The 11,722-nt window shown below is 73.0% G+C and carries 13 protein-coding genes and 1 other RNA gene; 8 read left to right on the forward strand and 6 right to left on the reverse strand.

From position 1 onward, the window contains the following. The 3 genes from R2N01_RS09605 to R2N01_RS09615 all read left to right on the forward strand — a co-directional run. Positions 1-757, forward strand: a 757-nt coding sequence (locus R2N01_RS09605) for a hypothetical protein (RefSeq protein ID WP_316670614.1), incomplete at its 5' end; no start/stop codon positions are given. Beyond that, positions 754-1,872 (forward strand): hypothetical protein, encoded by a 1,119-nt coding sequence (locus tag R2N01_RS09610; RefSeq protein WP_316670615.1) that lies wholly within the window; start codon positions 754-756, stop codon positions 1,870-1,872. The genes R2N01_RS09605 and R2N01_RS09610, both read left to right, overlap by 4 nt. After that, complete coding sequence (locus R2N01_RS09615; RefSeq protein WP_316670617.1) at positions 1,869-2,069, forward strand: hypothetical protein; 201 nt, start codon at positions 1,869-1,871, stop codon at positions 2,067-2,069. The genes R2N01_RS09610 and R2N01_RS09615 overlap by 4 nt, the downstream gene beginning before the upstream one ends. Positions 2,070-2,106: 37 nt before the next feature. On the opposite strand, the gene R2N01_RS09620 is transcribed toward R2N01_RS09615, so the two are convergent. Beyond that, complete coding sequence (locus R2N01_RS09620; protein WP_316670619.1) at positions 2,107-2,808, reverse strand: class I SAM-dependent methyltransferase; 702 nt, start codon at positions 2,806-2,808, stop codon at positions 2,107-2,109. 65 nt (positions 2,809-2,873) lie between these two features. After that, entirely contained in the window at positions 2,874-3,476 is a 603-nt protein-coding gene (locus R2N01_RS09625; RefSeq protein WP_316670620.1) for an ECF transporter S component, read from the reverse strand. A gap of 236 nt (positions 3,477-3,712) precedes the next feature. Between R2N01_RS09625 and R2N01_RS09630 the strand changes: the two genes are divergently transcribed. Next, the gene (locus R2N01_RS09630; RefSeq protein WP_316670622.1) at positions 3,713-4,456 is read left to right on the forward strand and encodes a C4-type zinc ribbon domain-containing protein; all 744 of its coding nucleotides are present in this window, start codon (positions 3,713-3,715) and stop codon (positions 4,454-4,456) included. A 7-nt stretch (positions 4,457-4,463) separates the two neighbouring features. Here R2N01_RS09630 and R2N01_RS09635 read toward each other — a convergent pair whose 3' ends face one another. Further along, positions 4,464-5,462 carry a zinc-dependent alcohol dehydrogenase family protein gene (locus R2N01_RS09635; RefSeq protein ID WP_316670623.1) on the reverse strand — a complete coding sequence of 333 codons (999 nt, stop codon included), beginning with the start codon at positions 5,460-5,462 and terminating at the stop codon, positions 4,464-4,466. Between the two features lie 91 nt (positions 5,463-5,553). On the opposite strand from R2N01_RS09635, the gene rnpB reads away from it, so the two are divergent. Further along, positions 5,554-5,944, forward strand: an RNA gene (gene rnpB, locus R2N01_RS09640) — RNase P RNA component class A. 59 nt (positions 5,945-6,003) lie between these two features. Beyond that, positions 6,004-6,669: a hypothetical protein gene (locus tag R2N01_RS09645; RefSeq protein ID WP_316670624.1), complete on the forward strand. Its 666-nt coding sequence runs from the start codon at positions 6,004-6,006 to the stop codon at positions 6,667-6,669. Positions 6,670-6,717: 48 nt separating this feature from the next. Here R2N01_RS09645 and map read toward each other — a convergent pair whose 3' ends face one another. Continuing rightward, on the reverse strand, positions 6,718-7,626 hold the full coding sequence (map, locus tag R2N01_RS09650; RefSeq protein ID WP_316670626.1) for a type I methionyl aminopeptidase: 909 nt from the start codon (positions 7,624-7,626) through the stop codon (positions 6,718-6,720). Positions 7,627-7,685: 59 nt separating this feature from the next. Beyond that, complete coding sequence (locus R2N01_RS09655) at positions 7,686-8,567, reverse strand: DUF2510 domain-containing protein (protein ID WP_316670627.1); 882 nt, start codon at positions 8,565-8,567, stop codon at positions 7,686-7,688. 148 nt (positions 8,568-8,715) lie between these two features. Here R2N01_RS09655 and glnA point away from each other — a divergent pair, with 148 nt between their 5' ends. Together glnA and R2N01_RS09665 are read left to right on the forward strand one after the other, a co-directional pair. After that, the gene (gene glnA / locus R2N01_RS09660) at positions 8,716-10,050 is read left to right on the forward strand and encodes a type I glutamate--ammonia ligase (RefSeq protein WP_316670628.1); all 1,335 of its coding nucleotides are present in this window, start codon (positions 8,716-8,718) and stop codon (positions 10,048-10,050) included. A 19-nt stretch (positions 10,051-10,069) separates the two neighbouring features. After that, positions 10,070-11,167 (forward strand): threonine synthase, encoded by a 1,098-nt coding sequence (locus tag R2N01_RS09665; protein WP_316670629.1) that lies wholly within the window; start codon positions 10,070-10,072, stop codon positions 11,165-11,167. Positions 11,168-11,183: 16 nt separating this feature from the next. Here the strand turns inward: R2N01_RS09665 and R2N01_RS09670 are convergent. Further along, positions 11,184-11,722 (reverse strand): sterol carrier family protein (locus R2N01_RS09670; RefSeq protein WP_316670630.1); only part of this gene is annotated, 539 nt, incomplete at its 5' end.

Genomic DNA, 11,722 nt, shown 5'->3' on the forward strand with positions numbered 1-11,722 from the left:
CGCCGACTGGGACGTGTGGGGCCTCCGGTTCGGGGCCCTCGCCCGGCCCTGGCCGCAGCACCTGGGCGTCGAGGAGATCGCCGGGCGCTACGCGGACGGGATCCGCGCCCGCTTCGGGCCCGGCTCGCGCATCGTCCTGGTCGGCTGGAGCATCGGCGGCACGCTGGCCGCCGAGCTCGCCGGCCTGCTGGCGCACGAGTACCGCGTCGACGCGGTGCTGCTCGACTCGCTGGCCCCGGGCCCGCAGGTCGACGTCGGCGGGTTCGACCCGGACGCCGAGCGGGAGCTGCTCGCCCGGGTGCTGCCCGCCGAGCTCGCCGGCCGGCTGGACGGGGCCGCCGGCACCGAGCAGCTGTGGCGGACCGTCGGCGAGCTCGTGCCCGGACGCCCCGAACAGGCCGTCCTCGTGCGCGCCCTGGCCGGCTCCATCTCGGAGACGCTCATGGAGGACCTGGGCGCCGGCGGCGCGCCGGCGGACATCGAGCAGTTCAACACGCTGCGCACACTCATCGCCGCCCGCAACGCCTACCGCCCGCGCCATCGGCTCGAACGCCTCACGGCCCTGCGCGCCACCGACGGCGAGGCCTTCAACTGCACGCAGTGGGGGGCCCTGGCGCCCGACGGCTTCCGCGCCGGGGAGCTCGAGGGGAACCACTACTCGATCCTCATGGGCACCGGCGCCGAGGCGACGGCCGAGACCGTCGCCCGCTTCGCCGCCGTGCCCCGGCCCGCGGACGGACGGGAGGCGGGGCGATGAGCCGCATCCTCGTCCTCGGCGGAACCGGCGTGACCGGCCGCGCCGTCCTCGAACGGCTGGGCCGGGAACTGCCCGAGGCCGAGGTGGACTACGCCTCGCGCCGCCCCAGCGAGCGGATCGCCCGGCCCTGGGTGCGCCTCGACCTGTCCGGCCCGTCCGAGAGGACCGAGCTCGCCCTGGCCGGCTACGACTGGGTCGTGCTGTGCGCGGGGCCCTTCGAGAGGCTGCGGGCGAGCGCCCACCGGCACTGCCTCCGCGCCGGCGTCGGCTGCATCGACGTCAACGACTCGATCGACGCCCGCCGTGAGATCGTCGCCCTGGACGGGGAGGCCAGGCGGGCCGGCGCGCCCGTCCTGACCGGCTTCGGCCTGTGCCCGGGCATCAGCACGATCCTGCTCGCCGAGCTGCTCGACTCGGCCGATCCGCGGCAGCCGGTGCGCGAGCTCGAGACGCGGCTGCTCGTGGGCGGCAAGCAGGAGCCGGGGGCCGCCTCGATGGAGTCCATGTTCGCCACCATGACCGGCCCCTGGCGCGCCCTCGTGGACGGCCGGGAGCGCCTCATGCCCGCCGCCCTGGAACGGCTCCCCGGCCGGGACGGCTACGACTACCTGATCGGCTACGAGTGCCCCGACATCGACCGCGTGCGCGAGTTCGCCCCCGGGCTGCGCGACTACCGCTACCGCGCCTGGTTCGGCCAGATCGGGGCCGACAGCGCCCGGCGCATGCAGTCCGCGGGGCTGCTGCGCGTCGGCTGGCTGGCCCCGCGCCTGGCCCGGCTGGGCGCCCGCATCGGGGCCCGCCGCGTCGAGCGCCTCGGACCGATCCCCGAGGACGCCCGGGTGATCGTCATCGCCACGGACGGGGAGGGCCGGCGCCGCTCGATCCAGGCCACCGGCGCCCCCTCCTTCCGGCTCACCGGGGCCTGCGCCGGCGCCGCCCTGGCCGCCGCCGTGCGCGGCGAGTTCAGCCCCGCGGCCGGCGTCCACGAGATCTGGGACCTGCCCGAGGCGCGGGCGGCCGTCCGCAGGCGCCTCACCGGGTCCGGCCTGGTCATCTCCGCCATCGAGGAGCTCCGGGACCGAGGCCCGGAACGGGGAGGGAGGCGAGAACGATGAGTACCGGACCGCACGAGCCGCCCGCCATCTCTGTAGGGGGCTGTCCAAGCCCCTCCGCGACGGGATGGGGCGCTCCCGGCCGGCCGCTGCGCGCCATCGCGCAGCACGCGCCCGCCACGGCGACGGTGCTTCTCCTGCTGGGCGCCGCGGGCGCGGCCCTCGGGCTGCTGCTGGGCCGGTTCGGGGGCCTGACCTGAGCCGGGTGCTCGTCCTCGTGCGCAGCCCGAGGGCCCTCTAGCCGCTCCGGGCGCCCCGCCGCGGCTGCCGGCCGGGCGCCATGACGAGCAGCTGGACGATCCCCCTCAGCTCCTCGGCGAGCACCCGCAGGCCCGCCGAGCCCACCAGCCCCACGAGCTGGTCGCGCTCGAAGACCTGATGGCCGGCGCGGCGCATGACGGCGATGTCGACGTCCGATCTGATCCGCGGGTTGCGGCAGAAGGTCTGGCAGAAGACCCGCCCGTCGGGGCCGAGGAGCCTGGCGACCTCGCCCAGGGCGGCCCGGGGATCGCTCATCTGGTGCAGGCAGCCGCACAGCCAGATCTCGTCGACCGGACCGGTCAGCTCGGGGCCCAGCGCCTGCACGTCGCCGGTGCGGAAGTCCAGCCCCGCATGGGGCCCGGGCAGGCGCGCCGCATTGGTGCGGGCCACCTCGACGGCCCACTGCGACAGGTCGACGCCGGTGATGCGCGCCCGGCGGTAGCGGTCGAGGCCGGCCAGGTGGCGGGCGTACCAGCCGGTGCCGCAGCCCAGGTCGAGCACCCGCGCGGGCTCCTGCGGGGCCGGTTCGGCCCGGCCCATGCGCTGGAGATCGTCGAACAGGGTCGTGTAGTTCATCGGCTCCTTGGCGAAGGTGCTGAGGAAGCGCCCGTGGATGCGCTTCTCGTAGAGACGCAGGAACAGCGGGCTGCGGAACGTCAGCTGGGACAGTGAGGCCATGACGGTCCTTCCGATCGGTGGTGGGCGCCCCCGGGGCCCGGGCTCCCGGGGAGCGGGCGGTCCGCTCAGCCGGCGTCGACGGCGGCCAGGGAGCCCCCCAGGTCGGTGTTGCGCAGGGCTCTGGCCAGCTGCGTGGTCAGTCTCAGGAAGACCAGGCAGGAGACATCGGCGATGATGGTGTTCTCGATGACGATGACGGTGGTGACCCTCACGATCCCGGCGGTCTGGGCGGTGAGGCAGCCCATGACGGTGCCCAGGAGGAGGGCCGAGACGATGAACTGCGCCCTCGTCCACTTCCGGTAGCCGGTGACCAGGAAGGGCAGCTCCAGCAGGAGGCCCTCGATCGCCAGGGTGGCGATGGACAGGGGCCCGTACGACGTGGTGAAGGTGCTGATGACGCCCATGACGAGGCAGGCCATCAGCGTGGTGCCGGGTCTGCGCAGGAAGACCAGCGGGAAGACGCACGGCAGCATCCACAGGCCGAGCGTGGCGGCGACGAGCTGGGCGAAGGCCAGGCTCGCGGCCTGCTGGTAGTAGGACAGGGGGACGATGACGATGCAGCCGACGACGCCGATGGCGGCGGCGGTCATCAGGCTCGTGCCCGTCAGCCCCTTCCGCCCGGTGCGGGAGCCGGGAACCTCGTGAACGAGATCATTCTGCTGACCCATGCCTCTTCCTTCCACGAGCTGGTTCGCGTGCGGGCCGAGCGAGGCTCGGACGGCGGGCCTCGCGCCCGCTGCCAGGCGCCGGGCGGCGCTCGAGGCGCCCGCACCAGAACAGGGATTGGGAGCCATCCTAGTGATTTTCGGGGGTCTACTGTTGAAAACGTCACGACCTGGCCCCGCCGGGCCCTCCCCGGCCCCGGGGCCGGTCCGTCCGCTGCACCTGCGGCTAGGCTGTGGGCATGCTTGCTGATCCCGCCGCTCAGCGCCGCCTGCTTGACGTCGCCGCCCTCGACGTGAAGCTCGTGCACCTGCGTCACAGGGCGGCGAATCTCCCCGAGAACGAGGAGCTCAAGGGACTGCAGGCCGAACGCGTGGCGCTGGCCGGGCGGATCACCGAGGCCGCCACCCGCCGCGGCGACGCCCAGGCCGAGTTCGACCGCGTCGACCGCGACCTCGAGGCCGCCAGGGCCCGCCAGGAGCGCAACCGGGGCCGCGCCGACTCCGGCGAGATCGCCGATCAGCGCGCGCTGCAGAGCCTGCTCGCGGAGATCGGGCACCTGGACGGGCGCATCAGCGATCTCGAGGACATCGAGCTGGAGGCCATGCAGGAGATCGAGGACGCCACCGGGGTTCACGACGAGCTGCTCGCCCGGCGCGCCGGGATCGAGGACCGGATGCGCGCCCTGCTGGCCAGCCGCGACCGGTCGAAGGCCGAGATCACCGAGCAGGGCGGGCGGCTGATGAGCGAACGGGAGCTCGCGCGCGAGCCCCTGCCCGCCGAGCTGCTGGCCCTCTACGACAAGATCGCCGGGCGCACCGGCTCCAGCGGCGCCGCCGAGCTGCGCGCCAGGCGCTGCGGGGGCTGCGGGATGGAGCTCGACCAGGCGGAGCTGCACACCATCGCGGCCTCCCGGCCCGACGCGGTGGCGCGCTGCGAGGAGTGCGGGCGCATCCTCGTGCGCACCGGCGAATCGGGCCTGTGAGCGGGCCTCAGAGCCCGGTCACCAGCACCGTCTGACCCATTCGGGCGCCCGAGGCCAGCTGCGCGAAGGCGGCCGCCGCGTCCTCGAGCGGGAATCTCGCGGCCACGCGCGGCGCGTAGGCGCCCTCGGCGATGCGCCGCAGCACATGATCCACGGCCGCCCGGCGCGCCCCGGGCTCGGCGACGAGCTCGCCGACCGTCCAGCCGCGGACGGTCAGCCCCTTGCCGAGCACGTGCTCGACGGGGAAGCGGCCGTTCGTGCCGCCGAGCACGCCGTACTCGATGAGCACGCCGCCCGGAGCGGCGGCCGCTGCGGCCTCGGCGAGGAAGTCGCCGCCGATGGGGTCGAAGGTGATGCGGGCGCCCGCGCCGCCGGTGAGCCGGCCGATCTCGTCGACGTAGTTCTGGGTGTCGGTGCGGACCACGGCATGCGCGCCCGCGGCCAGCAGCGCCTCGACCTTCGCCCCGCTGCGGGTGACGGCGATCGGCAGCGCCCCGGCCGCGCGGCAGATCTGGATGGCGGCCAGGCCGACGGTGGACGAGCCGGCCGGCAGTGCGACGTGATCGCCCTCGCGCAGCCGGCCGAGGTGGATGAGGGCGTAGGCGGTGAGGTACGGCGCCCACAGCGCGGCGCCCTGGGCCGGATCGAGCCCTTCGGGCAGGGCGACGAGCGCATCGGCCGGGACGATGGCCTCCTCGCCCGCGCAGCCGTGACGGGCCTGGTCGAACGGGCCGATGACCGAGACCGCCCTGCCGGCCCAGGCGGGGTCGACGCCTTCGCCGAGCCCGTCCACGAGACCCGCCGCCCCGTAGCCGAAGCGCGCGGGGAGCTCCGGGCGCGGTGCGCCGTGGCCGTCGCCGTTCAGATAGGCCAGCTGGTCGAGGGTGATCGAGCAGGCCTGCACCCGGATGCGCACCTCGCCGGGGCCGGGCTCGGCGCTGGGGAGCTCGTCGAGGCGGAGACTCCCGGGCCCGCCGAAGTCGTGCAGACGAAGGATCTTGGGCATGGGGACTCCTTGTCCAATGGGTTCGGGGCCAATGCTACGCGGGCCTGGGGATGCGGGCCCGGAGCGGTCTCGCGCTAGGCTTCAGCCGGGACGAGTCGGCCGGACGGTCGCTGCGCGCGAGCGCAGAGGAAAGTCCGGGCTCCACAGGGCAGGGTGGTGGACAACATCCACCCGGGGCGACCCGCGGGACAGTGCCACAGAGAACAGACCGCCCGAGCGATCGGGCAAGGGTGAAACGGCGGTGCAAGAGACCACCGCGCCGCAGGCGACTGCGGCGGCAGGGCAAACCCCACCCGGAGCAAGACCAAGAGGGATGCCCCGGCATCCGCGCAGGCGTTCGAGGGCTGCCCGCCCGAGCCTGCGGGTAGGTCGCGCGCCCGTCGCGGAAGCGGCGGGGGAAGGGCGTCGGCAACGGCGCTCGCAGATGGATGACCGTCGGCTGCGTGCAGCCACAGAACCCGGCTTACAGGCCGGCTCGTCCGCCCGCGCGGCGTTGCCCTGACCGGCCGCCTCCCGCTGCGGTGGCACTATGGAGGACGTGATGAGTCAGGCTCCGGGGAGCTCGTACGAGCCGAGGCCCGGCTATCTCGTGGGCCTGGCCGTCAAGACCTTCCTCCAGGTCGGCGTCGTCCTCGGCATGGTGTGCTTCTTCCTGCTGATCGCGCTGGCAGCAAGCTTCCGGATGGACGGCGCGGGAGCTTTCGACGAGTGGGCCGGGTGGCTTCTCGAACGCGCCTTCTTCGACGGCGTCGACTCGCGTCTGGGGGCCGGCGCCCTGGTGGGCAGGTCCGTCTGGACGGGCATGCGCACCTTCGGGCTGTTCCCGCTGACCCTGGCGTTCATGGCCCGCCGCGTCTCCCGTCAGCTCTGGGACGAGCCGAGGCACCACCTCATCCGGCTCATCGGCCTGGGCATGTTCGTCCTGGCCCTGCTCAACCCCGACGACCTCGTGCGCTCGGGCCCGCCGTACGGCCTGAACATCTACGCCGTGACCTGGGGCCCTGCGCTGGTAGTGATCGGCGGCTGCCTCGACCGCCAGCTGTTCGGCCGCGAGAGGCCCGCGCAGCTGCGCGAGTGGGTGCCCGGCGGGCGCCGCGCCTTCCCCCAGGTCCCGCAGCCCGGCCCCGGCCTGCCGCCCATGATGATGGCGACGGCCCCGCCGCAGCCGGCCGATCGGCTGCCGTCGCCGGGCCGGGATCCGTACTGACCCCGGGAGCCCGGAGGGGCGCCCGGCCCGTCCCGGCTCTGAGCGGGGTCAGTCGATGGCCGACAGATCGATGTCGGCCGGGTCGCCGCCCAGGATGGGCGTGCCGCCGCTCGGCAGGGTGAGGATTTCGGCGCCGCTCTGCGTGATCACCAGCGACTGCTCGAACTGGGCGCAGCGCGAGCCGTCCTGGGTCAGGACGGTCCAGCCGTCGTCCCACTGCGTCGTGCGGGCGCTGCCGATGGCCAGCATCGGCTCGATCGTGAATGTCATGCCCGGCGCCATCGTGCGGTCGTAGCGCGGCTCGTCGTAATGGAAGATGATCAGGCCCGAGTGGAAGGCGGTGTGCACGCCGTGACCGGTGTACTCGCGCACCACGTCGTAGCCGAAGCGCCTGGCGTACTTCTCGATGACACGTCCGATGACCGAGACCGAGCGGCCCGGCCTGCAGACCCTGATGGCGCGGTACATCGACTCGCGGGTCGTCTCGGACAGCTTCTTCGACTCCTCGTCGACCCCGCCGCAGTAGAAGGTGGCGCAGTTGTCGCCGTGAACGCCCTCGATGTAGGCGGTGACGTCGATCTTGATCAGGTCGCCGTCCTCCAGCGGGCGCTTGTCCGGGATGCCGTGGCAGATGACCTCGTTGACGCTCGTGCAGATGCTCTTGGGGAAGCCGCGGTAGTCCAGGCTCGCCGGCCAGGCGTGGTGGTCGCACATGAACTCGTGGGCGACCGCGTCCAGGTGGTCGGTGGTGACGCCGGGAGCGATCCGACTGGCCGCCACGAGGATGGCGTCGGCCGCGATGCGGCCGGCGAGGCGCATCTTCTCGACGGTCTCGTCGCTCTGGACATCGGAGCCCTCGTAGTTCTCCGGACCGGCCTCCCCGAGGTAGGGGGGGCGGGCGATACCGGCGGGGACGGAGCGCTTCGGGCTCTGCGGGTAGGGCTTCATGGCAGTCACGGGCCCAAGTCTAGGGCGGCGGCCTCACACGGGGCGCGGCCCCGGTGGTGAACCGAGCTCTAGGAGGTGACCTCGAGCTTGGAGATGCACTCGCGCACCTTCTTGTCGCGGTCGGTGTCGTCGATCGTGACGCTGGAGATGAAGACGCCGAAGTGGTCGCCCGAGCCGACGTCGACCACGTAGATGTCCACGACGTCGCCCTTCACCTGCGGCAGGTAGCTCTTCGAGACGTAGACCTCGGATTGCATGTGCCAGGCCTGGTGCCCGTCGACGGTGGTGGCCTCGTCGACGAGGTCCTTGCGGCCCGTGTAGTCCGTGTAGTAGCCGCTGGAGGCGTAGCAGTCCATCGTCTGGTGGGCCGAGACGACCGGGTCGGTGAAGCCGTCAACGGAGTTCAGGGCGCCCACGCTGACGTTCGACATCCAGCCGGGATAGACGGTGTCCATCAGCGTGTGGGTGTCGGAGACCCAGTCGAGGTAGAAGCCCGAGTCCGTCCTCCAGCCGGAGATCTTCGGCGCCTTCAGCCCCCCGCCGGCGATGCCGCTCCAGGGCTGGCCCGACTCGGTGGTGACGGTGGTGACGGGGCAGCGTTGGCTCGATTGGTCGGAGCTGGGCGTGGGGGTGGGGGTGCTCGTCTCGTCCCAGGCGGATTCGGTGGGTGCCGCGCTGTTGGTGTCCTCGGGCACGTCGTTGCGGGGGCCGAGCCCGCTGCGGGTGAGGACGATGCCGATGATGACGGCCACGGCGGCCACGATCACGATGATGGCGATGACGGGGCCTCTGGTGCCGCGCCGGCCGACGGGGGCGTCGGCCGGCACGGGGCCCGGTGGGGGCGTGGCCGCGGGATCCGTCGTGGTGGTGTCGGACCAAGCCGTGCCGTCCCAGTAGCGGTAGCTGCCGGGCGTGCCCGCAGGATCTGGATACCAACCGGCGCTGGGCATGCGGCCTCCTCGGTGACGACGAGCAGCCGGAGTCGCGTGCTCGTGCGGTACGGCCCGCCAGGGCCGATACGGTGATTCGTGCAGGAGTTTATCGCCTCGTGATCCGGTCGGGTCGGCAACGAGCGGGCGGCGCTGGCAGACTGGGGCCATGGATCGCCAAACCGAGTTCGTCCTGCGCACCGTCGAGGAACGCAATGTGAAGTTCATCCGGCTGTGGTTCTCCGACGTGCAGGGCTTCCTGAAGTCCGTGGCGATGGCCCCGGCCGAGCTCGAGAGCGCCTTCGACGAGGGCACCGGCTTCGACGGCTCTGCCATCGAGGGCTATGCGCGCGTCTACGAGTCCGACATGATCGCGCACCCCGATCCGTCCACCTTCCAGCTGCTGCCCTGGCGCACCCACGCCAATACGGCGCGCATGTTCTGCGACATCTCGCTGCCCGACGGCTCGCCGGCGATGGCCGATCCGCGCCATGTGCTCAAGCGCGCCATGGGCAAGGCCGCCGACATGGGTTTCACCTTCTACTGCCATCCCGAGGTCGAGTTCTTCCTGCTCGAGAAGCTGCGCCAGGGCGAGCACGAGCCCGAGCCGCTCGACAACGCCGGCTACTTCGACCACACCACCATGGACGACGGCACCGACTTCCGGCGCGACGCCGTGATGATGCTCGAGCAGATGGGCATCTCGGTCGAGTTCAGCCACCACGAGAGCGCCCCGGGCCAGCACGAGATCGACCTGCGCTACGCCGACGCCCTCTCGATGGCCGACAACATCACGACCTTCCGCGTCGTCGTGCGCGAGATCGCCGCCAGCCAGGGCATCCAGGCGTCCTTCCTGCCCAAGCCGTTCACCGGTGCGGCCGGTTCGGGCATGCACACCCACCTGAGCCTGTTCGAGGGCGACCGCAACGCCTTCTTCGACGCCGCCGACGAGGTGCGCCTGTCGAGGACCGGCCGTCACTTCGTGGCCGGCCTGCTCGCACACGCCCGCGAGATCACGGCTGTGACCAACCAGTTCGTCAACTCCTACAAGCGCCTGTGGGGCGGCGGTGAGGCCCCCGCCTACATCTGCTGGGGGCGCAACAACCGCTCGGCCCTGGTGCGCGTGCCGCTGTTCAAGCCGAACAAGCAGTCCAGCGCCCGCGTCGAGTACCGCGCCCTCGACTCGGCCTGCAACCCGTACCTGGCCTACGCGCTGCTGCTCAACGCCGGCCTGGACGGCATCGACCGCGAGCTGCCGCTGCCCGACGAGGCCGAGGACGACGTATGGGCCCTGTCCCACAAGGAGCGCCATGCGCTCGGCATCGCCCCGCTGCCGCGCAGCCTGGACGAGGCGATCGAGGCGATGGAGTCCAGCGAGCTGGTCGCCGAGACCCTCGGCGAGCACGTCTTCGACTACTTCCTGCGCAACAAGCGCGCCGAGTACTTCGAGTACGCCCGGCAGGTGACCCCCTGGGAGCTGGAACGGGGCATCGGCCACATCTGATCGTCCGGGGAGGGGCGCGATGATGTTCGTCTGCTCCCGGTGCAGGGCGCGCGAGCCGGCCGTCACGCGCGCCGCCCGCTGCCGCTGCGGCGGCCTGTGGGGCCTGGAGTACGAGCGCCGGCCGTTCGACCCCGACGCGATCGACCGGCGCGAGTGGAGCCTGTTCCGCTACCGGGCCTTCATGGGCCTGGACGACGGCGACGCCTGGCGGGCCGTCACCATGGGCGAGGGCATGACGCCGGTCATCGACTTCGACGAGGACCTCGCGCTGAAGATGGACTACCTCATGCCCACGGGGTCGTTCAAGGACAGGGGAGCGGCCGTCCTGGCCGCGCACTGCGCCTCGATCGGGGTGGACCGCGTCGTGCAGGACTCCAGCGGCAACGCCGGGCACGCGGTGGCCGCCTACTGCGCCCGGGCCGGCATCGGCTGCGAGATCTTCGTCCCGCAGGGCACCTCGCCGCGCAAGATCGACCTGATCCGGGCGGCCGGCGCCGCCGTCGACGTGGTGGCCGGCGGCCGCGACCACTGCGCCGACGTGTGCCGGGCGAAGGCCGCCGCCGAGGGCCTCTTCTACGCCAGCCACGTCTACAACCCGGTGTTCTACGAGGGCACCAAGACCTTCGGCTACGAGATCTGGGAGCAGCTGGGGCGCATCCCGGCGAACATCCTCGTGCCCGTGGGCAACGGCACCCTGCTCCTCGGACTGGTGAGGGGCCTGGAGGATCTTCTGCGCGCCGGACTCATCGGGATGATGCCCCAGATCATCGCCGTGCAGGCGGCCGGCTGCGACCCGCTGCTGCGCGCGGCCGAGGCCGGGGACGCCGAGCCGGCCGCGGTCACGCCGGAGCCCACCCTCGCCGAGGGCATCGCCGTCGGGGCGCCCATGCGCGGCGCGCAGATCCTCGCCCTCGCCCGCAGGTACGGCGTGCGCTTCGTCCACGCCGAGGAGGACGAGATCGTGCGCGCCCGGGCCGAGCTCGCCTCCCGCGGCGTCTGCTGCGAGTACACGGCGGCCGCGAACCTGGCCGCCTACTGGCGGTACCGTCGCCGGTGGGGCCCGGTGCCGGACTGCCTGACCACCATGTGCGGGGCGGGCCTGAAGTCCGGCCGCTGACGGGCCGCCGGCCCGGTCAACGCGGGTGGACGACCGGCAGCATCTGCCCGACCTCGGCGGCGTGCGCGCCCGAGACCCTCAGCAGGCGGGCCTCGCGGGCCCGCGTCCAGGCCAGTGCGCCGGTGCACAGGCCCCAGAAGGTGTCCGGGTCGGTTTCGACGACGTTCGGCGGCGTGCCCCGGTGATGGGCCGGGCCGCCGGTGATCGCCCGCAGCTGCACGGCGGTCGTCGGCGGGACGCGCAGCTCGATGCTCCGGCCGCCGAAGCGCTCCTCGAGCACCTGGGCGCAGGCCCGCAGGGACTGCGCCGTGCCGGCCCTGTCGAGCCCGGTGCCGCAGCGGTCGGCCAGCAGGCGCGCCTCGATCGTCGCCGCCCCGATGAGGTCGGCCAGGCGGACCGGTCCCGGGCCCGTCTCGACGGCGCCCGGTCCGGCCGTCTCCAGCGCCCGCGCGCAGGCCTCGATCGCCTCGTCCGCCTCGCGGGCCAGCGCGGCGGGATCCGTGCCGGATTCGAGGCGGCGCACCCGCTCGTCGTGGCCCGGCCGGTGCTCGCGCG

The organism is uncultured Propionibacterium sp., from assembly GCF_963539965.1.
GTDB lineage: Bacteria > Actinomycetota > Actinomycetes > Propionibacteriales > Propionibacteriaceae > Propionibacterium.

Bases quoted from the DNA above. Each gene is read 5' to 3' on its own strand.
- R2N01_RS09645 (WP_316670624.1), top strand. From the start codon at position 6,004: ATGAGTCAGGCTCCGGGGAGCTCGTACGAGCCGAGGCCCGGCTATCTC.
- R2N01_RS09655 (WP_316670627.1), bottom strand. From the start codon at position 8,567: ATGCCCAGCGCCGGTTGGTATCCAGATCCTGCGGGCACGCCCGGCAGC.
- R2N01_RS09630 (WP_316670622.1), top strand. From the start codon at position 3,713: ATGCTTGCTGATCCCGCCGCTCAGCGCCGCCTGCTTGACGTCGCCGCC.
- R2N01_RS09615 (WP_316670617.1), top strand. From the start codon at position 1,869: ATGAGTACCGGACCGCACGAGCCGCCCGCCATCTCTGTAGGGGGCTGT.
- R2N01_RS09610 (WP_316670615.1), top strand. From the start codon at position 754: ATGAGCCGCATCCTCGTCCTCGGCGGAACCGGCGTGACCGGCCGCGCC.
- R2N01_RS09635 (WP_316670623.1), bottom strand. From the start codon at position 5,462: ATGCCCAAGATCCTTCGTCTGCACGACTTCGGCGGGCCCGGGAGTCTC.
- R2N01_RS09625 (WP_316670620.1), bottom strand. From the start codon at position 3,476: ATGGGTCAGCAGAATGATCTCGTTCACGAGGTTCCCGGCTCCCGCACC.
- glnA (WP_316670628.1), top strand. From the start codon at position 8,716: ATGGATCGCCAAACCGAGTTCGTCCTGCGCACCGTCGAGGAACGCAAT.
- R2N01_RS09665 (WP_316670629.1), top strand. From the start codon at position 10,070: ATGATGTTCGTCTGCTCCCGGTGCAGGGCGCGCGAGCCGGCCGTCACG.
- R2N01_RS09620 (WP_316670619.1), bottom strand. From the start codon at position 2,808: ATGGCCTCACTGTCCCAGCTGACGTTCCGCAGCCCGCTGTTCCTGCGT.